At 50.3% G+C, this 22,268-nt stretch carries 16 protein-coding genes; 12 read left to right on the top strand and 4 right to left on the bottom strand.

The features are described from left to right. Window positions 1-3 precede the first annotated feature (3 nt). The gene (gene fadJ / locus EXY25_RS14750) at window positions 4-2,130 is read left to right on the top strand and encodes a fatty acid oxidation complex subunit alpha FadJ (RefSeq protein WP_130567339.1); all 2,127 of its coding nucleotides are present in this window, start codon (window positions 4-6) and stop codon (window positions 2,128-2,130) included. Window positions 2,131-2,317: 187 nt separating this feature from the next. After that, a complete protein-coding gene (locus EXY25_RS14755) occupies window positions 2,318-2,518 on the top strand; it encodes a hypothetical protein (protein ID WP_246019569.1) in 201 nt (66 codons plus the stop codon). An 18-nt stretch (window positions 2,519-2,536) separates the two neighbouring features. Here the strand turns inward: EXY25_RS14755 and EXY25_RS14760 are convergent, their stop codons facing one another. Together EXY25_RS14760 and EXY25_RS14765 are read right to left on the bottom strand one after the other, a co-directional pair. After that, complete coding sequence (locus EXY25_RS14760; RefSeq protein ID WP_165419376.1) at window positions 2,537-4,636, bottom strand: bifunctional diguanylate cyclase/phosphodiesterase; 2,100 nt, start codon at window positions 4,634-4,636, stop codon at window positions 2,537-2,539. A gap of 381 nt (window positions 4,637-5,017) precedes the next feature. Continuing rightward, on the bottom strand, window positions 5,018-7,795 hold the full coding sequence (locus EXY25_RS14765) for an insulinase family protein (RefSeq protein ID WP_130567341.1): 2,778 nt from the start codon (window positions 7,793-7,795) through the stop codon (window positions 5,018-5,020). A gap of 169 nt (window positions 7,796-7,964) precedes the next feature. Here EXY25_RS14765 and sixA point away from each other — a divergent pair, with 169 nt between their 5' ends. Then, window positions 7,965-8,441, top strand: a complete 477-nt coding sequence (gene sixA, locus EXY25_RS14770; RefSeq protein ID WP_158538064.1) for a phosphohistidine phosphatase SixA — start codon at window positions 7,965-7,967, stop codon at window positions 8,439-8,441. Window positions 8,442-8,458: 17 nt separating this feature from the next. Here sixA and smrB read toward each other — a convergent pair whose 3' ends face one another. After that, complete coding sequence (smrB, locus tag EXY25_RS14775) at window positions 8,459-8,998, bottom strand: endonuclease SmrB (RefSeq protein ID WP_130567342.1); 540 nt, start codon at window positions 8,996-8,998, stop codon at window positions 8,459-8,461. Between the two features lie 66 nt (window positions 8,999-9,064). On the opposite strand from smrB, the gene prmB reads away from it, so the two are divergent. The 9 genes from prmB (at window position 9,065) to EXY25_RS14820 (ending at window position 20,912) form a co-directional block, all read left to right on the top strand. Further along, window positions 9,065-10,003, top strand: a complete 939-nt coding sequence (gene prmB / locus EXY25_RS14780; protein ID WP_130567343.1) for a 50S ribosomal protein L3 N(5)-glutamine methyltransferase — start codon at window positions 9,065-9,067, stop codon at window positions 10,001-10,003. Between the two features lie 88 nt (window positions 10,004-10,091). Then, a complete protein-coding gene (aroC, locus tag EXY25_RS14785) occupies window positions 10,092-11,192 on the top strand; it encodes a chorismate synthase (protein ID WP_130567344.1) in 1,101 nt (366 codons plus the stop codon). A gap of 14 nt (window positions 11,193-11,206) precedes the next feature. Next, window positions 11,207-12,355 carry an MFS transporter gene (locus EXY25_RS14790; protein WP_130567346.1) on the top strand — a complete coding sequence of 383 codons (1,149 nt, stop codon included), beginning with the start codon at window positions 11,207-11,209 and terminating at the stop codon, window positions 12,353-12,355. 277 nt (window positions 12,356-12,632) lie between these two features. Then, window positions 12,633-14,546 carry a molecular chaperone HtpG gene (htpG, locus tag EXY25_RS14795; RefSeq protein WP_130567348.1) on the top strand — a complete coding sequence of 638 codons (1,914 nt, stop codon included), beginning with the start codon at window positions 12,633-12,635 and terminating at the stop codon, window positions 14,544-14,546. 191 nt (window positions 14,547-14,737) lie between these two features. Beyond that, a complete protein-coding gene (adk, locus tag EXY25_RS14800) occupies window positions 14,738-15,382 on the top strand; it encodes an adenylate kinase (protein WP_114339038.1) in 645 nt (214 codons plus the stop codon). A gap of 676 nt (window positions 15,383-16,058) precedes the next feature. Further along, entirely contained in the window at window positions 16,059-17,804 is a 1,746-nt protein-coding gene (locus EXY25_RS14805) for a helix-hairpin-helix domain-containing protein (RefSeq protein ID WP_165419377.1), read from the top strand. Between the two features lie 140 nt (window positions 17,805-17,944). Further along, window positions 17,945-18,943 (top strand): ferrochelatase, encoded by a 999-nt coding sequence (hemH, locus tag EXY25_RS14810; RefSeq protein ID WP_130567351.1) that lies wholly within the window; start codon window positions 17,945-17,947, stop codon window positions 18,941-18,943. 267 nt (window positions 18,944-19,210) lie between these two features. After that, entirely contained in the window at window positions 19,211-19,768 is a 558-nt protein-coding gene (locus tag EXY25_RS14815; RefSeq protein WP_207232179.1) for an elongation factor P hydroxylase, read from the top strand. Next, the gene (locus tag EXY25_RS14820; protein ID WP_130567355.1) at window positions 19,758-20,912 is read left to right on the top strand and encodes an ATP-NAD kinase family protein; all 1,155 of its coding nucleotides are present in this window, start codon (window positions 19,758-19,760) and stop codon (window positions 20,910-20,912) included. Before EXY25_RS14815 ends, EXY25_RS14820 begins: the two co-directional genes overlap by 11 nt. A gap of 3 nt (window positions 20,913-20,915) precedes the next feature. Here the strand turns inward: EXY25_RS14820 and EXY25_RS14825 are convergent, their stop codons facing one another. Next, a complete protein-coding gene (locus EXY25_RS14825) occupies window positions 20,916-21,902 on the bottom strand; it encodes an integron integrase (RefSeq protein WP_130567356.1) in 987 nt (328 codons plus the stop codon). Window positions 21,903-22,268 lie beyond the last annotated feature (366 nt).

Consider the following 22,268-nt stretch of genomic DNA (forward strand, 5'->3'; position numbering starts at 1 on the left):
CCGATGAGCGAACAGAATAACGCATTTACCCTGAGCTACCGTGACGATGGTATCGCTGTACTGACCATGGATGTGGTGGGTGACACCATGAACACCCTCAAGGCTGAGTTTGGCGACGAGGTGAATGGTGTCCTCGATGAACTAGAGGCAAAGTCGGATCTGCAAGGGGTTGTACTGGTCAGTGGTAAGCCAGACTCGTTTGTTGCTGGTGCCGATATCAGCATGCTCGACGCCTGTAGTACGGCCGCTGAGGCGGAAACATTGTCGCTGCAGGGGCATAAAGTATTTGATCGGCTGTTTGCATTGCCTGTTCCCGTTGTCGCGGCGATCCACGGTGCCTGTTTAGGTGGTGGCCTGGAGCTCGCGTTGGCGTGTCACCGCCGCGTATGTAGCGATGATGACAAGACCCGTTTAGGTGTGCCAGAAGTGCAGCTAGGACTGCTCCCCGGTGGTGGCGGTACCCAGCGCTTACCGCAATTAGTTGGCATCGCGAAGTCGTTGGATATGATGCTCACTGGTAAGCAGTTACGGCCGAAGCAAGCACTGAAAATGGGACTGGTTGATGAGGTGGTAGCCAATACTATCTTGCTTGAAACAGCGGTTAAGCTGGTGATGAAAGGCAAACCGAAGACGATCAAGCCGCGCCTAAAAGGAATCGAAAAACTGTTGGAGCGTAATCCGTTTGGTCGCAAGGTACTGTTTGATCAGGCGCGCAAGAAAACTTTGGCTAAGACCCGAGGTAATTATCCTGCGGCAGAGCGAATTTTGGATTGTGTGGAAGCCGGCGTGGCTGACCGCCGCCGCGGTTTTGCTACCGAAGCCAAACACTTTGGCAATCTGGTGCAGTCTGCGGAGTCGCAGCAGTTGCGGAATATCTTTTTTGCTACCACGGAAATGAAGAAAGAGAGTGGTGTCGAGGGCGGAGAAGCTGCTGCTATCCATAAGACGGCGGTGCTGGGCGGTGGCTTAATGGGGGCAGGAATTGCTAATGTCACAGCAATGCGAGCCAAGTTGCCGGTACGGATCAAAGATGTGGCTCCTGCAGGAGTCAGCAACGCCTTGCGTTACAGCTATGACCGCTTGTTGAAACAGGTGAAGCGCCGCCATTTGACGAAGCGCCAGATGGAAAACCAGATGGCACGACTGACTGGTGCGACTGATTATTCCGGTTTCAGCGATGTTGATATCGTGGTAGAAGCTGTATTTGAAGATCTCTCTTTGAAGCACAGTATGGTGAAAGAGGTGGAGGCGAACGCTAAGCCGAACACCGTATTTGCCAGCAACACTAGCTCGCTGCCCATTGCTCAGATCGCAGAAGCCGCAGCACGTCCCGAAAACGTGATTGGTTTACACTACTTTTCCCCGGTAGAAAAAATGCCGTTGGTTGAAGTGATCGCCCACGATAAAACCTCTGCAGACACCATTGCTACCACGGTGGCCTTTGCCAAGAAGCAGGGCAAAACACCTATCGTCGTGAAAGATGGTGCGGGTTTTTACGTGAATCGTATTTTGGCGTTGTATGTGAATGAAACGGCGCAAATACTGCTGGAAGGCCATGGTGTAGATACCATCGATCGCGCCTTATTGAACTTTGGATTCCCAGTGGGACCGTTCAAATTGCTCGATGAAGTGGGCATTGATGTCGGTAGCAAGATCGCTCCTATTCTGGAGAGCGAGTTGGGTGAACGGTTTAAAGCTCCAGACGCATTTTCGAAGTTGATCGCGGATGGTCGTCTTGGCAAGAAAAGTAAGAAAGGTTTTTACGATTACGGTAAAAAATCGAAAGGGAAGCAGGTCGATCTGTCCGTTTACGGCGTGTTAGGCATGCAACCAACCGCCACCACCAATGCATCGGCCGTGGCGGAGCGCGCGGCGTTACAGATGCTGAATGAAGCGGCACGATGCCTAGAAGAGGGGATCATCGCTTCGCCTCGTGATGGTGATATTGGTGCTATTTTCGGTATCGGTTTTCCACCGTTTTTAGGTGGGCCCTTCCGTTATATGGACACCTTGGGAGCCAAGCATGTTGTGCATACGCTTAATGGCTTGAAAGAGACCCATGGCGAACGTTTTACCCCGTGTGATTTGCTACAACGCATGGCGGAAAATGATGAAAAATTTTACCAATAGTTCGTAGTTGTTGGCTGTATTAGGGAAAAGGCGGTTATAACCGCCTTTTTTTGTGGTTATTTTTCATACATTGCGATGGTATGATCTTGAGTATGAATAGTGTTCCAGGCTGGCGTTTTTGTTTGGCGTGTTGTGTTGCTGCCGTATGGCGAGTCATTGCAATTAGGTAATTTGATAGGACTTTGTTGTGTTGCTGTTATTTGTTCCGTTAAGTGTCATTTGTGCGCTGTTTTTCTATGTAGAAGCGATGAAGTCAGCAATGAAGGCGAAACGCTGGGCGTTTGCCGCTGCTCTGGTTGGCCCTTTTGTGTGGCCACTGTTTCGGGTGGAACGACGTATGTTGTGGCGGCGAAACGCCGGAACCAGTGCGGTGGTCTGGGCGGCATAACCTCGCGTAGAGTGACCGTTATGCCGTGCGCGGTGCTGTCTCCATTAGTTCGATGGGCAGATTGCCTTGCTGGGTTGAGAGCAGTGTCGTCATATCACGCTGGGATAACGGTTTACTGAAGTAATAGCCCTGGCAGACATCGCAGCTCATGGCACTGAGTATTTTCAATTGGTCGTGGGTTTCAACGCCTTCGGCTATCACTTCCAGCCCTAAATTGTGGGCAATGGTAATAATGGCGTTCGCCATCTGCCGATCTTCCAGCGAACTTTCCAGATCCATGACAAAGGTGCGATCGATCTTCAGCGTGGTAATGGGGAATTTCTTCAAATAGGCCAGTGACGAATAGCCAGTGCCAAAATCGTCCAGTGCCAACATGATCCCTTGACGTCGCAATGCCTGCATCGATTCCACCGCGGTCTTCGGGCTCTGCATAACCGAGCTCTCGGTTATTTCCAGCTCCAGCGCGTTTGCGGGTAAGCCCGTCTTCGCCAACACCGCTTCTACGTGATCGCTGAAGTTATCAAGATCGAGCTCTTTGGCTGACAGGTTGATGGCAATGTGGCCCTTATAGAGGCCGATGTCTCGCCACTGCTGAACGGTTTTACACGCCTGTTCCAATACCAGATTGCCGATATCGATAATCAGCCCTGATTCCTCCGCCAGCGGCATAAAATCACCGGGGAAAATAAGCCCTTGCTCTGGATGCCGAAGCCTGACCAGGGCTTCCATTCCCACCATCTGCTGTCGCTCAACAGAGTATTGTGGTTGATAGTGAACTTCGAACATGCCCTCTTTTAATGCCTGACGCATCAGTGATTCTAAATGCAGCCGTTTTATCGCTTGTTCGTTCATCGACTCGCTGAAAAACTGGTAGCGGTTGGCGCCCTGGTTTTTCGCGTAGTACATGGCGATATCAGCTTTTTTAAGCAACTCCTCTGTGCTTTCACCATCCAGTGGGTACATGGCAATACCGATGCTGCTGGTAACAAACAGTTCAGATCCTTGCAGGGTAAAAGGGTCGTTGAGGGTCTGCATGGCGCGTTTGGCTACTTCTGTCAGAGTGCTGACAGAATTACTGCCCTCGATGACAATGGCGAACTCGTCTCCGCCTAATCGATAGAGGGTATCTTGTGAGCGGCAACAGCGCTTTAAACGGCGAGCAACGGCACACAAAACCTGATCGCCGGCATGGTGGCCTAATGAGTCATTCACCTTCTTAAAATCGTCTAAGTCGAACACCAGTAAGGCATGGGGCTCGGTTCTGCGTACCATGTGCTTGTGGTTAGCATAAAACAGCGAACGATTCGGCAGTTCTGTAAGGGTGTCAGAGTTCGCCAGTTTACGCAGTTCGCGTTCAGTGTTCTTACGTTGGGTGATGTCGGAGAAAACCCCGACATAGTGGGTAAACTGACCTTCATCATCACTGACCGCATCTATGGTCAGCTCGATTTGAAAAATATCACCATTGGCGCGGTTGGCTTCCAGTTCGCCAAACCAGCGTCCAGTACTTTTCAAGGTTTGCTTGAGCTGCTCAGTAAATTGCTGGGGATAACGGTCAAAGGCGAACTGCCAGTTGGTTAGCTGCTCCTTCTGGTAGCCGGTGATTTTGCAGAATGCCTGATTCACATCCACCGCTTTGAAGGCTTTATCAAGGATCACCACGGCATCGGAGATATTCTCTAAAGTGTGGGAAAACAGCAGGTGTTGATCTTTACTCTGCATCAGGTGGTTGATATCAGACAGCGTCCCCGCCATGCGGGTTGCATGCCCTTGGTTGTCTTTCCCAACGACTCGGCCACGGTCGAGTACCCAAAACCAGCTGTCACTGTGTTGCCCTTTGAGCCGGTAGGTGATCTGGAACTGATCACTGCCCCCTTGAATATGTTCATTCAAGGCCTTTCTGACCCGGGGTAGATCTTTTGGATGAATAGTACCGGCGGTATAGTGGTCGTCACTCCGCAAGCCATCGTCAGGAAAGTAGTCCCAATGATGGCCACGATGAAACTCCTGCTTGGCAATATCCCACTCCCACCACTCGTCGCCACTGGCATTAAGTGAGTGATTTAGTCGCACGAGTTGCTCGTTCAGCTGGTGCCGACGATGTTGTATGCGACTCATTAACTTGCTAAGCAATTTATACATCAACAAACAAGTGCCAATGACGATCAGGATAATTTCAGCATAGTCGCTGATATTCGAACCTGCTGAATTAGCGAACTTATTTGCGGCGGCAAATGAGGGGGGACAGATCGTTACACTGAAAGCAGTCAAACCGCTAAATAGGGAAGTTCTTAGTAATTTTTTAGACGACAACAACGCTGGCAAAACAACCCCAATTAACCATGGCGCCCAGTGGTTGGATGCCATGATTTATTTATGATAATCAGCTGGTTATGAACCGTTGGTGAAAAATGATACTGATATCATTGGTAACAAAATCGCACATTATGGGAAATTGCTTAAACAGACAAGGCTTGAGATCGCATTGTTTGATCTTGATTAGTTGAGAACAAACCTTTCGCACATTAGTTTGAACTCGGCAATGTTTTCCACATGAGTCACGTCTTTGTCTGCCACCGGGGTTGGGTCTTGTTCGCCATGGCTGTATAGCACCACGCGATCGACCTCGGTTGATAGCAGGCGCTCCTCAACAAAGCGTTGAATACGTTGCTTGGTGAGCCCTTGAATATGCTTAGCCACATGCTCTCTTTGGTTAAACTCAATGTCCTTATTACCAATACTGACCCAATAACGCTGAGCCAGGGTTCTTAAGTTGTTGTCGGGCTCAATTACCTGATTAATGAGTCCTAGTTGGGCGTGTTGCCACTCCTCATCCGACATTTGCTCGAGTATGGCCGGGAAAGTTTTTAAGAATTCATCGACGGCTGAAAGCAGGGTGTTCGGGCCGTTATTTGGCGATTGTAGGTACATAATGAGGCCCGGATGGCGTTGCATCGGCAAGTAACCCGTGCCCACCATATAACCTAGCTGTTGCTGTGTTCGCAATTCATGGAAGAAAGGCGATGACAACAGATGGTTGAGGAGTAAGAACAGAGCCACTTTATTTGGAGAGGTGAGGGTGGATTGGTAGTAAACCACCAGAGCCGCGTCGTTGTGGGGAACTTCCAGTTGACGATGAAGTGTGCCTAGGCCGCCTATATTTAGCAGCTCGCGGGGGCAGCCTTTACCTGGGCGGGCATGACTAAACAGGCGTTGCTGTACCCAATTCCCCAGCTCGGCAGCTTCGTCAGCTAGCCAATCGCCATGGATCATCATCTCTAAATGCAGTTCCACTTTGAAGCTGTCTACGTAGTCTCGCAGTTGCGGCAGGGTGACATTCTGGATCTCATCAGCCAGCCTTCTAGGGCCTGGATTAGCCGGTTGCAACAGTGCCGCCAACTCGGAAAAAAGTTGGCTGACCGGACGGTTCTTCTCGGCATTTTTCCAGTGGCGAAGTAGCTGACTTTTTAGCTGGACAAAACTCTGCTCATGAAACTCGGGATAGTAGAGGTGCTGCAGCAGGGTTTCTAATAACAGGCGTTGTTTGCCGGTAAAACCGGCCAGGTGCAAAGTGACACCGCACTGATGGGCATAGATGTGGTAGCTAAGCCCGGCTATCTCTGCGGGATAAGTGGTCTCTGACAGGTTATCTAAAATCATCTCTACCGCCAGACGCAACATGGCTATCTCGGTCGGATTTCGGCTGGCATAGGGGCTATCAACGCTTAAATAGAGATGCCCTTTGGGCTGGTTAAATTTCTCTTCCTGTTTATGCCAAAGGCGGAAGTGAGGTTGGTCAACCAGTCGCACCGGATGGGCAAGCGGCTGGGCTACCTCGCGCGGTTCATTGGCGGCCACTAAATAGGGATTGGGTGGCGGTAATACATGGGGACGCAAAGACACCTTTGGTTGTTTCCAGCTGGCGAGCATCTCTTCATCAAAGGGAAACACACTGTAGTGAGTAAAGTAGAGCTTTGCTTCGCGATCGGTATTGACCTCAGGAGCGATGACATAAAGGCGCATATTTTCAGGTTTGAGCAATGCCAAGCGGGCGTTGGCTTCCGCTTGAATCAGCCCTTCCATGCGGTAATCGCCGTAGATCACATCTTCTTCGTTGTAGTGCTGCATATTAACTGCAAGATGACCAACGAGGTCGATAGGGCGTCCTTTCTCCTGAAAACGGAATGCTTGTTCGGTCAGCTGTTTCTTCTCGGCGTAGCGCCAATCTTCAAGGCCGTTCGCTTTGATCTCGTTGATCAGGGCAAAGGTATGTTCAACGATATCTGGCACATGGCCTAAGCCCTGCTCGGTTAGCAGAAACTCAATATTAAAATCTTTGAAGTTACTGCCGTTAATGCCGCCGCCCGCCGACATGCTGGAGACCCAATTGTTCGCCTTTAATTGCGCAAGCAGGCTGTCACTGCCTTCGTCGCCGAGTAGGTGACTGATGAAGTTGACCGGTTTAGTGCGGTAGCAGCTATCTACCTCCGGCATGGCGAAACTCATGATCAGTTTACGAACCGTTTTTTGCGGTTTAACTAATAGGGTGATGCCTTGATCTTCTGGTCGATACAGTGGCTCTTTGACCAGGCTGGGTTTGGTTTCTCCACTGCGTACGCCATCAAACACTGAGATCGCTTCAATCTGTTCGGCTAATGGCATCGCGCTGAGCATACACAGGGTCATGTTGCCGGCATGGTAGTTTTGCGCAAAATATTCACGTAATTCGGTTGCCAGTTCCGAGCCTTCTCTGTCGGCTAGGGTCTCCAAATCACCCACTGAGAATTTGGCAAACGGGTGAGCTGGATTAATGGTTTCTTTATGTACTTGAAACAGGCGGCGCACATCGTCTTTGATCTTCATCCGGTATTCGGCATCGATCGACTGACGCTCTTTCTCTAACCAGCCGGGATCGAGCAATGGAGCGATAAAAAACTGAGCAAACCGATCTAGCGCAGGTAAAAATTGTTGGTGGTCAATATCAAAGAAATAGCAGCTGTGTTCGGTGCCGGTCCAGCCGTTATGATTGCCACCGTGTGTTGAGATAAATTTTTGATAATCTTCGGCATTTGGATATTTCTCTGTGCCGAGGAATAGCATATGTTCGAGTAGATGAGACATGCCCTGGCGTTCGACGGGGTCATTGAAATGACCCACATTCACCGCTAATGCAATGGCAGATTTTGTCGCTTGCGGATCTTCTGCTAACAACACTCGCAGGCCATTTTCTAGCGTCAGATAGCGATAGCTTCTGTGGTCATTTGGGCTGGTGAGCACGCTGCCTCCGTCTCAAACTGGGTGACATTAAATACTAGTTGATCATCAAAGGCTTGTCGCAATCTTTGTTATGTTGACTGTAATTTATGAGCGTTCTGCTTGCCCTATGTATGGGGCTTCCCTATGCTACAGCTTGCATAAGCATATTAGTCAGTACGGTTGTATCCCCATGCAAGTGTTTATTATGCGTCATGGTCAAGCAGAAGAGTTAGCAGGGCGCGATAAAGATCGTGCACTGACACCTGATGGACGCTTGGAAAGCAGTTTGATGGCTCGTTGGCTGGTCGAACAGGGCGGGCATTTTCAGTATGCGCTGGTGAGCCCCTATCTGCGTGCGCAGCAAACCTTCTCGCAAGTTAATGCCGTTTTAGGTATTCAGCGTAGTGATGTCGAAGTGCTGGAAGAGCTAACGCCCCACGGCACACCTGATGCCGTGGCAGATTATCTCTATGCATTGGCCGACAAAGGGATTGATTCGCTCCTTATTGTCTCTCATATGCCGTTGGTGAGTTTTTTGGTTGAGCAGTTAGATTGTAAGCACGCCACCCCAATGTTTTCACCCTCATCTGTTGCACGTATCGACTTTGATATCGAAAGCCAGTATGGCCATCTACTGGCCGTGCAGGACGCCGTCAACATGGCGTAGTTCGCCGTTCTGGATACTCAGGCTCGCCGTGTGTCGTCCTGTGCCAGCAGGATAAGTAGGGCATTACGGCCACCAAACTCTCTCGGCGCTTCACAGAAGGCTAACACATCCGGATGTTGCACCAGCCACTTTGGTAGCTGGGCTTTTAGTATCCCCATGCCTTGTCCATGCATGACCGACACGACATCTATCCACTCTCGTTTACTGGTGGCAAACAGTGCCAGCAGCTCTTGTTTCGCTTCAGCACGACTCAAACCATGCAGATCAAGAAATAGTGCTGGCGCCAAATCACCACGGCGCAAACGCTTTAATTGATGTGAAGGCAATGAGGGTTGGCGAAATTCGACGCCCCGACTGAAATCCAGTAACGGCTCATAGTCATCGCTGAAAAACTGGTCGACCTGCCGTTGTTGCTGGTTGTCAGACGCTTGTTTTATGTGCTGTTTAGTCTGTGCACGGGCGTGACGTATGGTATCCTGCTGCAACTTTTGCGAGCCGGAGACGGCTTGCCTGAACAGTTGCATCTCGTCGTCTGTTGTTATGGGTGGTTTTTTCATTAATTAATTACCAGCGATGGCTGTAACGGGTCGTGATAGTGACCATGGTACTGAGAGAGGAATATTTTGGACAAGATATTTGTCGATGAAGCAGTAAATGAGCTGCGCACGATCGGTGATCTTATTCGCTGGAGTGTCAGTCGTTTTAATGATGCCCAGATATTCTGTGGTCATGGAACCGACAACAGTTGGGACGAAGCGGTGGCTTTGGTATTGCAAAGCGTGCATCTGCCCATCGACTCAGATCCCAGTGTGCAACACGCAGGCCTGACCCGCAGCGAGAAACAGCGCATCGTTGAACGTGTGGTTAAACGTATTGTTGATCGTGTGCCAGTACCTTACCTGACTAACCGTGCTTGGTTTGCTGGATTAGAGTTCTATGTTGATGAGCGTGTTTTGGTGCCACGCTCTCCTATGGCTGAACTGATAGAGCAAGGATTTCAGCCTTGGTTAAAAGCGATGCCGATGCGGGTATTGGATATGTGTACCGGAAGTGGCTGTATTGCCATTGCTATGGCGCACGCGTTCGAAGATGCGGAAGTGGATGCAGCTGATATTTCGACTGACGCACTGCAGGTCGCTGAAATCAATATTCAGAACTACGGCTTGGAAGATCGTGTTTTTCCGCTGCAATCAGATCTGTTTAACGATCTGCAGGGACAAAAATATGATCTTATTGTCAGTAACCCACCGTATGTTGATGCAGAAGATTTAGCTGAGATGCCAGATGAGTTTCAACACGAACCAGAACTGGGTTTGGCTTCAGGCAATGACGGTCTCGAGCTTACTCGGCAGATGTTGGCCGAAGCCGCCGATCACCTCAATGAAGATGGCATATTGATTGTTGAAGTGGGTAACAGTCAGATCCATTTAATGGATCAATTTCCGGAAATACCTTTTACCTGGTTAAGTTTTGAGCGTGGTGGTGACGGCGTGTTTATGCTGGAGTATGACCAGCTCAAACAATATCAGGCTCAATTTAAAGCGGCGTTGCCAGGCGAGTAGCCCGACGCGGTTGATATACGAGCGTTAAAAAACGCTTAAAACAGATAATAAAAGTATCAAGTTTAAAGAGTTAGGGGACAAGAAAACCATGTCAGGGAACACATTTGGCAAGTTGTTCACAGTGACCACATTTGGTGAAAGCCATGGGGTGGCGTTGGGATGTATCGTTGACGGTTGCCCGCCGGGTATCGAGTTGAGTGCAGAAGATCTGCAGATCGACCTTGATCGCCGCAAGCCGGGTACCAGCCGTTATACCACGCAACGTCGTGAATCAGATGAAGTACAGATCCTAAGTGGTGTATTTGAAGGAAAAACCACGGGAACCTCTATCGGCATGGTGATCTTTAATAAAGATCAGCGTTCGCAAGATTACGGCAAGATCAAAGAGCTGTTCCGCCCAGGGCATGCTGATTACACCTACCAACAAAAATATGGTTTCCGTGATTACCGTGGCGGAGGCCGTTCTTCGGCGCGTGAAACGGCGATGCGGGTCGCGGCCGGTGCGGTGGCAAAGAAGTACCTGAAACAAAAGCATGGCATTGAAGTGCGTGCTTACCTATCACAGATGGGTGATGTGAAAGTGGATCTAAAAGACTGGGACGCGGTAGAGCAGAACCCGTTTTTCTGTGCCGATCCAGACAAAATCGATGCACTGGATGCTTTGATGCGTGACTTGAAAAAGCAAGGCGACTCTATTGGCGCCAAGGTTTCTGTCGTTGCCGATAATGTGCCTGTTGGTTGGGGTGAGCCGGTATTTGACCGCCTAGATGCCGATATCGCCCATGCCCTGATGAGCATCAATGCGGTGAAAGGCGTTGAGATTGGTGATGGTTTTGAATGTGTTAATCAAAAGGGCAGTGAGCATCGGGATGTATTGACGCCGGAAGGGTTTCTGTCAAACCATGCCGGTGGCGTGCTCGGCGGGATCTCTACTGGTCAGTCAGTGGTTGCTCACATTGCCATGAAACCCACTTCCAGCATCACCGTCCCTGGTGAAACCGTCGATATAAATGGCGACAGTGCCGAGGTGATAACTAAAGGTCGTCATGATCCGTGCGTTGGTATCCGTGCGGTGCCGATTGCTGAAGCGATGATGGCCATTACGTTAATGGATCATTGTTTGCGTCACCGTGGTCAAAACGCCGATGTGCAAAGTACAACACCGGTGATCCCCGCACAGCCAAAATAACGGCTGTTATAAAAATGGAACGACGTCAGTACCTCAGTCTTGGCGCAGGCTATTTTAGCTTCTTCGCCATTCTGGGGCTGATGGTTCCCTACCTCAGCGTGTTCCTTGATGGTCGTGGTTACAGCTCCCTGCAGATTGGTGAGCTGCTCGCTATCGTGATGGCCACGCGGATCATTTCCCCTAATCTTTGGGCCGCTGTCGCTGACCATACCGGTAAACGGGTACAGGTGATGCGTGGCGGCGCCTTGGTGGCTTTCCTCTGTTTCTTTGCCGCTTACCCCGATATCAATTGGTGGTTTATGGCGTTGGCTATGGCGAGCTTCTCCTTTTTCTGGACAGCGATACTGCCGCAGCTTGAAGTACTGACGCTGCGTTCCCTGGGGGAGGAGCGTCATCGCTACAGCCGACTGCGAGCCTGGGGCAGCGTCGGTTTTATTGTGGTGGTGATCTGTGCTGGCTATGTGGTGGAACAGTTGGGTAGTGAAGCCGTGGTTTATATTGGCTCTGTGCTGCTGATCTTGTTGTTACTCAGCACCCTGCTGGTACGAGAGTTGCCAGGGAAAAATGATAAGCAGGGGAGTACTCACTTCGCTGCTAACTGGCTTAGTCGGCCGATGTTGATGTTTATGGCTGCCACCATTTTGTTGCAGATAAGTCACGGTCCCTATTACGGCTTTTTTGTGCTCTACATGGAAGGTTTGGGTCATAGTGCGGCGTTTGCCGGTTGGCTGATCTCACTTGGCGTTGTGGCAGAAATTGCGCTGTTTATGGTCAGTGGTCAATTGCTTAAACGTTGGGGGGTGAAATGGTTGCTAAGCATCGCGATGGCACTTACCGCGTTGCGTTGGCTGTTGCTGGGGCTGCTACCAGAAAGTTTAGCCGTGCTGTTGTTTTCGCAGACCCTGCATGCCGCTAGCTTTGGCTTAACCCATGCCGCGTCCATCCAGTTTATCCATGGATACTTTTCGGAGCGCCAGCAGGGGCGGGGGCAGGCGATGTATAACAGTGTCGGCTTTGGTATCGGTGGTGCCCTAGGCGCCTGGATCGCCGGAGTGACCTGGCAGCAAGGGGCTGGAGCCATGACCAGCTACCTAATCGCTGCGCTGGCTGCGACAGCAGCCTGTATGTTAGTACTTGCTATCCCACGGCAGAAGATGGCGTAATCGGCTTGCTATCTTTGCCTTGGTCATCTTTCCTGCAAGTCGCCATCTTCGGCGAAGCCACTGAAGCGCATCGTTGCGTTTGAGTACTATCCGTAAGACTGCGCTACAGGAATAGCTCAAATCCCCTAGTTTCTTGATGTTATCTGTTGCGGCGGTTGGTTGAGTTGCGGGTTAAGTTCAACTTTTGGAATCTTTAACGGTTGAAATGTTTTTTGCCATCCCCATCTAAGGTCTCAACAGCCTTTGTGTTAACCAATGTAGAGAAGAAAAGTCGGATATGGCACATCAAGAAACCCACGGTTTTCAAACCGAAGTTAAACAGCTCCTGCAGCTGATGATCCATTCACTCTATTCAAACAAAGAGATCTTCCTGCGGGAACTGGTCTCTAACGCTTCCGATGCAGCAGATAAGCTGCGTTTCAAGGCGCTGTCGCAGTCTGACCTTTATGAAGGTGACGGTGACTTGCGTGTGCGTATCAGCGTGGACAAAGACGCCCGTACCATAAGCATTATCGACAATGGTATCGGTATGACCCGTGATCAGGTGGTTGAACATCTGGGTACAATCGCGAAATCGGGCACCGCTGATTTCTTTAAGCAGCTCTCTGGTGATCAGGCTGCTGATTCACAGTTGATCGGTCAGTTTGGTGTTGGTTTCTATTCCGCCTTTATTGTGGCTGACAAGGTTACGGTAAAAACCCGAGCTGCAGGTGAATCTGCAGATCGTGGTGTGGTGTGGGAATCTGAAGGTGAGGGTAGCTTCACGGTAGAAGATATCGATCGCGCAGAGCGTGGTACCGAGATCATTCTTCATCTGCGTGAAGAGGAAAACGAGTTTCTTGATGATTGGAAACTACGTTCTATCGTCAGCAAATATTCGGACCACGTCAGCGTGCCTGTGCAGTTCTGGAAAGAGGAAGTGCCAGAAAGTGAAGGCCCAGATGGCGAAAAGATTGAAGCTAAGCCGGGTGAGTGGGAGCAGGTCAACAGCGCGACAGCACTGTGGACCCGCAGTAAGAGCGAGATCTCCGAAGAGGAGTATAAAGAGTTCTATAAAACTGTTTCCCATGACTATCAGGAGCCATTGCTTTGGTCCCATAACCGGGTTGAAGGTAAGCACGACTACACCAGCTTACTTTACGTGCCAAGCAAGGCGCCCTGGGATCTTGGGCATCGTGAAAGCAAGCATGGCCTGAAGCTTTATGTTCAGCGCGTGTTCATCATGGATGACGCTGAGCAGTTTATGCCTACCTACCTGCGATTTGTGAAGGGTGTGCTGGATTCTAACGATCTGCCGTTGAACGTTTCCCGTGAGATCCTGCAGGACAACGCGGTCAGTGATGCGATGCGTAAAGCCTGTACTAAGAAAGTACTGGATATGCTGGGTCGCATGGCGAAGAAAGACGAAGAAAAATATCAAGGCTTCTGGGCTGAGTTCGGCAATACGCTGAAAGAGGGCCCTGCTGAAGATCATGCTAACAAAGAGAAGATCGCGGGCCTGCTCCGTTTTGCTTCGACTCACAATGACAGCAGTGTCGATAACGTTTCTCTTGATGCTTACATTGAGCGGATGAAGGAAGGTCAGGACAAGATCTATTACATCGTCGCTGATAGCTATGCAGCCGCTAAGAATAGCCCGCACCTGGAAGTGTTCCAGAAAAAAGGCGTTGAAGTGCTGCTGATGCATGAGCGCATCGATGAGTGGTTGATGAATCACCTTAGCGACTACAGCGAGAAGCAGTTCCAATCTGTGACTCGTGGTGCGCTGGACCTAGGCGAACTGGAAGACGCAGAAGAGAAGAAAGCACAGGAAGAGGAAGCCAAGCAGTTCGATGGCCTCGTTGAACGTGTGAAAGCGGCTCTGGGTGATAAAGTGAAAGATGTGCGTATCACTCATCGCCTGACTAACTCTCCAGCGTGTATCGTGGCAGACGAGCATGACATGTCTAGCCAGATGATAAAGCTGATGGAAGCGGCAGGTCAGCCTGTACCTGAAGTGAAGGCTATCTTTGAGGTGAATCCGCAGCACGACATCGTCAAGCATGTTGATGGTTTACAAGATGAAGAAGCATTTGCTGAGTGGTCTCAGCTGTTACTTGAGCAAGCAACCCTTGCGGAGCGTGGCAGTTTAGAAGATCCGGCATCTTTCGTGGCGCGCGTGAACAGCATGTTGCTAAAAGCAGCACAATAGTGCTGACTGACACGCTGTAAATAGATAGGACGGGGAGCTTGCTCCCCGTTTTTACGTTTGATTTGATCTGAATGAAAGCCTTTAACTTGTTTTAACACTGACCGCTGTTAAAATTGTGGCTTAGTAATCGTTCGATTATTCTAATTTTTATCTGCTGAGACATGAGTCTCACGCAAGAGGACAAAAACCAAATGCGTATTATTCTGCTTGGCGCACCCGGTGCTGGTAAAGGCACCCAGGCGCAGTTCATCATGAACAAGTATGGTATCCCTCAGATCTCTACCGGAGATATGCTGCGTGCCGCCGTTAAAGCCGGCACTCCGCTTGGATTGGAAGCGAAAAAAGTGATGGATGCTGGTCAACTGGTATCAGATGAACTGATTATTGGCCTGGTAAAAGAGCGCGTTGCGCAGGATGATTGTGAAAAAGGCTTTCTACTTGATGGCTTCCCACGCACCATCCCACAGGCAGATGCGATGGCGGAGAACGGCATCGATGTTGATTTCGTCGTCGAATTCGATGTGCCAGACGATGTGATTGTTGACCGCATGGGTGGCCGTCGTGTTCACCCTGGTTCTGGCCGTGTTTATCACACTGTCTATAATCCACCGAAAGTGGAAGGCAAAGATGATGTGACCGGTGATGACTTGGTTATTCGCCCTGATGATGAAGAATCGACTGTGCGTAAGCGCTTAGGTATCTACCATGATCAAACGGCGCCGCTAATCGCCTACTACACCAAAGTGGCTGCGGCTGGTAATACCCAGTACCTCACTTTTGATGGTACACAAGCGGTTGAAACAGTTAGCGCTGAACTGGCTGAAAAACTGGGTTAAACCAAACCCTGCGTCTTCAGCAAGAAAGCCCACTTCGGTGGGCTTTTTTCGTTTTATGCTGAGAACCCTCCTAAATTGGCTCTTTATCTATATTGCTAGCTGTTAACTGTTAGCTCTTTTCTCCTTCTTAGCTCCTTCTCCCCTTGGGGGAGAAGGCGGGGATGAGGGAAGCTTTGTTTTTTTAGCTGGAGAAAAAGGTTAGCTATGACCACTTGGGGACCATTTAAAAAGCCCCGCACCCTAGCCCTCTCCCCAAGGAGAGGGAAGTAGAAGTACGATGACGTTAAACCCAGCCGTATTTCTATTGGCACTGAATGGGCTGTTAGCTCTTTGCTCCTTCTTAGCTCCTTCTCCCCTTGCGGGAGAAGGCGGGGATGAAGGGGCTTTGTTTTTTAGCTGGAGAAAATGGCTAGCTATGACCACTTGGTGACCATTTAAAAAGCCCCTCACCCTAGCCCTCTCCCCAAGGAGAGGGAAGTAGAAGAAGTACGATGACGTTAAACCGAATCGTATTTCTATAGGCTCTGAATTGGCTGTTAGCTCTTTGTTCCTTCTTAGCTCCTTCTCCCCTTGCGGGAGAAGGCGGGGATGAGGGGGGCTTTGTTTTTTGACAGCGGAAAAAAGCCTGATACTTTTATAGGCCAGACGGTGACTGACGGTTGTCCAAGGAGGGATGATGACAATAAGGTGTTTTGTTGCGCGCAGTGCGCGCAGTGCGTGCTGGTTGGTATTACTTGTTGGCCGCTTTTGTTCTGCTGATGAGAGCCTGCCATCAAACTATCACTGTGCTGACAACAAGATATCAACTGCTGCCGTCGCTGAACTCGCTGATAGCATCCTTTATCATCGCCAACGTTACGAGTCTGGACTCGCCCCAGAAATTAGTGACAGCGCTTATGACCAGCTCGTAAGGCGCTTAGCGGCATTGGCTCAATGCTCGCCATCATTTGCTGCTCACTATCAAAGAACAACAGATTCCCCAGCGAATAGATCCCAGCATAAAGTGCCTCATCTGCGGCCTATGCTCAGTTTGAATAAAGCCTATTCGTTTGCTGATGCTAAGAGTTTTTTTACTGGCGAGTTAGCGAGTAGAGCGTTGGTGCAACCGAAGCTAGATGGCATTGCGGTGGAGTTGCAATACAGCGAGGGGACACTGGTTTCGGCCGCTACCCGCGGTGATGGCGCTTATGGCAGTGATATCACCGGTTTGCTTAATCGTGTTTCGCCGTTGCCGAAAAGGCTACCAAGTCCATCCTCGTTGGCGGTTTACGGTGAACTGGTGGCTACCAGACCTTGTTTCGAGCAGTTGGGATCTGATTACGTTTCTACACGCCATATGGTGGCCGGTATGGCGGCGGCAAAAGAGCATGCTGCAGCGCATGTGAAATGCCTAAGATTCTACCCCTACGGCCTGTATGAGTTACAACGTCGGCAGCAAAGGGATGATATTGCGGCGTTATCCCTACTGACTAAATGGGGCTTTAGTGATTTGCTGGCGCATACGGAGATCGTTGACAGTGAACAGCAGCTTATCTTGCTGTATGGCAACTACTTCGCCGTTTCCAAAAGTCGGGGTTCAGCTCTCGTCGCAGCTAGCGCCTACGACATGGGGCTAGATTTGGATGGTATTGTCATCAAGGCGATAACGCCACAGGGTCGAGAGCAACGCGGTGAAACAGCGCAAGCGCCTGAGTGGGCGATGGCTTGGAAGTTTCAGCAACCAGTGGCAGTGACGAAAGTGATGGCGATTGAATGGAAACAGGGGCGAACCGGCAAAGTCACGCCAGTGCTACAGATCGAGCCCGTTGCGTTATCCGGGCGCAAGATCAGTAAAGTCAGTGGTCGATCCAGCAAATGGTTGCAGTCAAAACAGATCGGTGTGGGAACACAGCTGGAGTTGGAACTCAAGGGCGATGCCGTGCCGCAAGTGGTTGGGGTTGTATCTCGTCCTGAGCCTTTAGCGATGCAGCATGCGTTGACTCATGTTCCGCAGCAAACGTCGACAGGGGGCGATCTCTGCCTTTCATATAATCCATCGTGCGAAACACGTTTTATGCTGCAGGTTAAGTATGCGTTGTCGGCATTTAAGTACCGTGGCGTTGGTGAAAAAAAGATACAGCAATGGATAGCGAAAGCGTCACTTAGTACTTTGGCTGATATCTTTTCGTTGCCGCCGTTAGACACTGAATTGAGACCGTTCATCCCGTTAAATACCAAAGATCTGCTGTCAATGCTCGGCGTCCCCGGTTTGAAAACGGCGGCGGCTCAGCGTTTGGCGCGAAAGTATCCGACGCCGACACAAATATCACAGCTATCCGAAGCTGAACTGCGCGCTGTTACAGGCATTGGTGAAGTATCCGCAGGGCGGTTATATCGGTTATTTAGGCGTGATGAAGTGCAGCAATTGATCGCACAGCGCTGAGTTCAGCGTTTGCTAACGTGGTGAATTGCGCACGCTGTTGGCGAGGGGCAGAAACAAGGTCCTAATTTTGTGGTTTAGCTATTGATCGTAAAAGCGATCTGCTGCGTAATGAGGCTAGCAATAATCATAAGAGAGTTTTGATGGAGCTTAAGCATTCTTCTGGCAACTACGGTGTGCTGCTGGTTAATTTGGGGACACCCGACGAGCCGACTACACCCGCTGTGCGACGTTATTTGAATCAGTTTCTATCTGATCCCCGAGTTGTCGATGTGCCTAAGTGGTTGTGGCAATGTATTTTGAAAGGCGTGATCTTACCATTTCGTTCGCCCCGTGCTGCCAAGGCATATCAGAGTATCTGGTGGGAAGAGGGCTCGCCATTACGGGTGATTAGCGAGCGCCAACAAAAAGCGTTACAGGACGCTCTCATGTTTGCTGTTGGTCACAAGCTCCCAGTTGAACTCGCGATGACTTATGGTCAACCGTCTATCCCTGATGCGCTAGAAAGACTGACCGCCGCCGGTGTGACAAAAATCGTTGTGTTGCCATTGTTTCCGCAATATTCATGTAGCACCACGGCCGCAGTATTTGACGGTATAGCCGCCGCCTTGAAGAAGCAACGCCTGCTGCCGGATTTGCGCTCGATTCATCACTATCATGATCATCCTGCCTTTGTGAAAGCGATGGCGGGTAAAGTGTCTGCCTACTGGCAGCAAAATGGTCGTGGGAAACATCTGTTGATGAGCTTTCATGGGATCCCCCAGCGTTACGCTGATCAGGGCGATCCCTATGCCCAGCATTGTCATGAAACCGCGACATCGGTTGCCGAGGCATTGGGGTTATCCGCTACGGAGTGGACCATTAGCTTTCAGAGTCGGGTCGGCCGAGAGCAGTGGCTGACGCCTTATACCGACGACACCCTCAAGGCTATGCCAGCGCAAGGGATCAAGGATCTTGACGTCATCTGCCCAGCGTTTTCTGTTGACTGCCTCGAGACACTCGAAGAGATCAAAGAGGAGAATCGCGAGTATTTTGAACATGCTGGCGGTGAACAGTATCGCTATATTGAGTGTTTAAACGATAGCCCCTGTCATATCCAGATGATGGTTACCCTGATTAAAGAGCAGTTGGTAGGTTGGTAGACAGGGTGATTTATCGCTCTGCTTTGTCATAAGGTTAAGCCTGCGGTTGCTATGGCTGGTTTAACATCGAAGCTCGCCCTTTCGCTCACATTGAGAACCGCGGAGCGTGTGCTGGCACTGCGACAAATTGCGCCAGCATTGATGGTTATCAGGCAAGTGAACTCTTCGCCGTAAAGCTTTACAATGCGCCCCATTAAGCAGGGGCTTTCCCCCTGAGATTGAATCGTCAAAGCTAATTTCGCCCTGCCAATGAGGTTTATCGGCACCATGATTGTTGAGAAAGACCGACACCAATATAAAGATCTGATCGCCTTGTTTAATGGTCAATTTAAACAAGCGCTCAATACTGTTTTGGTGGCCGGGGATGGCGAGCCTTTGTATCAACCAGCTAACAGCGACAGTGAAAACCATCAGGTGATCTTCGCCCACGGCTTTTTTGCCAGCGCATTGCATGAGATCGCACACTGGTGCGTGGCCGGTGAGGCTCGGCGCCAGCAGTTGGATTATGGCTATTGGTACTGTCCGGATGGCCGCGATGCAGCGCAACAAGCAGCGTTTGAGAAAGTAGAGATAAAACCGCAGGCGATTGAGTGGGGACTCGCCGCTGCGTGTGGCTTTGCGTTTAATGTCAGCAGTGACAACCTTAATGGCGTGATGCCGGATCGTCTAGCGTTCCAGCATCGGGTGCATGATCAGGTACTGGTGTATTTGCAACAGGGCTTTCCTGCCCGTGCGCAGAGATTGATTGATGCCTTCAGGGCTTTCTATCTGCGTCCGGCGCTGACGTTGGCTGACTTTGATTACCGGGGCATGTATGAGCGCTAAGTTTCGCTTAGGTTTGCTGATTAACCCCTATGCAGGTATTGGCGGCAGCGTGGCGCTGAAAGGCAGTGATGGCGCAGATATCCGTCACCAAGCGTTGGCCAAAGGGGCAAAGCCACAGGCGCAACTTCGCGCTGAGCAAGCGTTACAGCTGCTGCTCCCCTACAAAGATCAATTAGAGATATTCACCGCTGCCGGAGAGATGGGCTTAGCGCTGTGTCAAAGTCTGGGCTTGAACGCCTCCGCTATCTATCATCCTCAGCAGACCCCAACCGAAGCCAGTGATACCCAAGCGGCAGTGCAACGTATGCTGGACAATGAGATCGACCTGCTGCTATTTGCCGGTGGTGATGGCACTGCGCGGGATATCTGCGCTGTGGTTGAGGCGGAGCCGGACAAAGCGATTACTGTTCTGGGGATCCCCGCTGGTTGTAAGATCCACTCTGGCGTTTACTGCGTAACCCCGGCCGCCGCCGGACGTGTGGTAGAGGATCTGCTAACTGGTAAGGCCGTTAGCCTGATGGACGCCGATGTCATGGATATCGACGAGCAGGCATTTAGGGAAGGGCGGGTGAGAGCGCGTCGCTTTGGTGAAATGACGATCCCTGCTGAACTGCAATATGTACAAAGCGTTAAGATCGGTGGGCAGGAATCTGATGAACTGGTGTTGGATGATATTGCCGACCATGTGATCGAACAACTCGAGCCCGAAGATCTTTGTCTGATGGGCTCAGGTAGTACAGTCGCCGCCGTCATGGCGCGGATGGGCGTGGTGAATACCTTGTTAGGCGTAGATGTCGTGCAAGACCAAGCGTTGCTTGCCAATGACCAAACCGCCGAACAACTACTGGCGCACGTGGCGAAGCATAATGATCCTGAGCGTGTGAAATTGGTGATCACCTTGATTGGTGGTCAGGGCCATCTGTTTGGGCGCGGGAATCAACAGCTTAGTCCCGCGTTACTTAAGCAGATAAAGCGGCAAAATATTTTGCTGGTGGCGAGCAAAGCGAAACTGAGTGCCTTGAATGGCAGGCCGCTGATCGTCGATACAGGCGATGCTGATTTGAACCGCCAGTTGTGTGGCACCATAGCGGTGATCACCGGTTATCACGACAAAGTGTTATATCGGATCGCAAGTCCGGCGTGAGGGTTATTGCCCCGGTAATATCAGATCAATGCTTTGCAGTGGGCTGGCAACGCCAGTGCCATGCAATCCCAGCACATGGGTGTAGATCTGTGTGGTGGTGATATCTTCATGTCCCAGTAATTCTTGTATCGTGCGTAGATCCGTCCCCTGTTGCAGAAGGTGTGTTGCAAAACTGTGGCGCAACGTATGGCAGGTCACATGTTTATCGATCTTTGCGCGCACGGCTGCAGAGCGAACTGCGCGTTGAAGTCCCTTCTCCAATAAATGATGCCGCTTTTCTCGCCCCGAACGTGGATCTATGGCGCGATTAGGAGAAGGGAACAGATACTGCCAATAATAACTTTTTGCCACATGGGGATATTTTCTGCCGAGGGCGTCAGGCATAGAAGCTTCACCGAAGCCTTCTAGTTTATCCTGAGCATGGATCAGCCGTACTTTCTCCGCTTGCACACGCAACTGAGAGCGCAAATTGTCAGGCAGTAGCGTGACACGGTCTTTGCCTCCTTTCCCACGCCTAATCGTGATAGTCATCTGTTCAAAATTAAGTGCCTCGATGCGCAAGCGAAGGCATTCACTTAACCTCAGCCCTGCGCCATACATCAGACAAGCCATAAGCTGATAATGACCCTTTAGCTGTGCGATCACCGCACGCACTTCGTTGTGGGTTAATACCACGGGAATTTTCACTTTCGGCTTAGCGCGTTGTGCCCGAATATTGTCCATTTCCCGTCCTAGTACTTTTTGATACAGGAATAACAGAGCGTTCAGGGCGATGTTTTGTGTTGCCGGAGCAACTAGCCTATTGACGGCGAGGTGAGTCAGGAATCGTTCAACGTCACTTTTTGTCAATTTGTCTGGATGCACCTTATTGTTAAATAAGATAAATCGTCTTATCCAATGCCAGTAGGTCTTTTCAGTTTTTAGGGCGAAATGATAATGCATGATGGTTTCATGAAAGCGTTGCTGAAGTTTTTTCGGGGACTGTTCCATGTCTGCGCTGATTTATGCTGTATAAATATACAATACTGTATGGGTGGTCATGTGATATCTGTCAAATCGCGATCTGGCACTAATTTCGACGGACTTTGTGAAAAAGAGAGTAAAAATCGAGTAATCAGTGAGTTATGATTAAAAAATAATTAATAGAAAGTAGTTTAGACGAGATCTTTCCGGTTTGGAGTGATAGGTATACATGTACCCCTTATCCAGATAGATGGTCCGTGTATACCTACTTAGCGTTGTACTCGCCGAGGCAGGCCTCGGGGAAGTCTTTTTTTGCTAGATTGCTGGATAAATAAACAGTGGTTTGCTATAGCTTAGTCCATGAAAAGGACACTGCAAACGCTGCTGGATCAG

Origin of the sequence: Corallincola spongiicola (genome assembly GCF_004284785.1) — a bacterium.
In the GTDB taxonomy this organism is placed as follows: Bacteria; Pseudomonadota; Gammaproteobacteria; order Enterobacterales; family Neiellaceae; genus Corallincola; species Corallincola holothuriorum.

Coding starts and splice junctions, on each gene's coding strand:
- fadJ (WP_130567339.1), top strand. CDS start 4: ATGAGCGAACAGAATAACGCATTTACCCTGAGCTACCGTGACGATGGT.
- EXY25_RS14760 (WP_165419376.1), bottom strand. CDS start 4,636: ATGAGTCGCATACAACATCGTCGGCACCAGCTGAACGAGCAACTCGTG.
- sixA (WP_158538064.1), top strand. CDS start 7,965: ATGCAAGTGTTTATTATGCGTCATGGTCAAGCAGAAGAGTTAGCAGGG.
- smrB (WP_130567342.1), bottom strand. CDS start 8,998: ATGAAAAAACCACCCATAACAACAGACGACGAGATGCAACTGTTCAGG.
- aroC (WP_130567344.1), top strand. CDS start 10,092: ATGTCAGGGAACACATTTGGCAAGTTGTTCACAGTGACCACATTTGGT.
- EXY25_RS14790 (WP_130567346.1), top strand. CDS start 11,207: ATGGAACGACGTCAGTACCTCAGTCTTGGCGCAGGCTATTTTAGCTTC.
- htpG (WP_130567348.1), top strand. CDS start 12,633: ATGGCACATCAAGAAACCCACGGTTTTCAAACCGAAGTTAAACAGCTC.
- adk (WP_114339038.1), top strand. CDS start 14,738: ATGCGTATTATTCTGCTTGGCGCACCCGGTGCTGGTAAAGGCACCCAG.
- EXY25_RS14805 (WP_165419377.1), top strand. CDS start 16,059: ATGACAATAAGGTGTTTTGTTGCGCGCAGTGCGCGCAGTGCGTGCTGG.
- hemH (WP_130567351.1), top strand. CDS start 17,945: ATGGAGCTTAAGCATTCTTCTGGCAACTACGGTGTGCTGCTGGTTAAT.
- EXY25_RS14815 (WP_207232179.1), top strand. CDS start 19,211: ATGATTGTTGAGAAAGACCGACACCAATATAAAGATCTGATCGCCTTG.
- EXY25_RS14820 (WP_130567355.1), top strand. CDS start 19,758: ATGAGCGCTAAGTTTCGCTTAGGTTTGCTGATTAACCCCTATGCAGGT.
- EXY25_RS14825 (WP_130567356.1), bottom strand. CDS start 21,902: ATGGAACAGTCCCCGAAAAAACTTCAGCAACGCTTTCATGAAACCATC.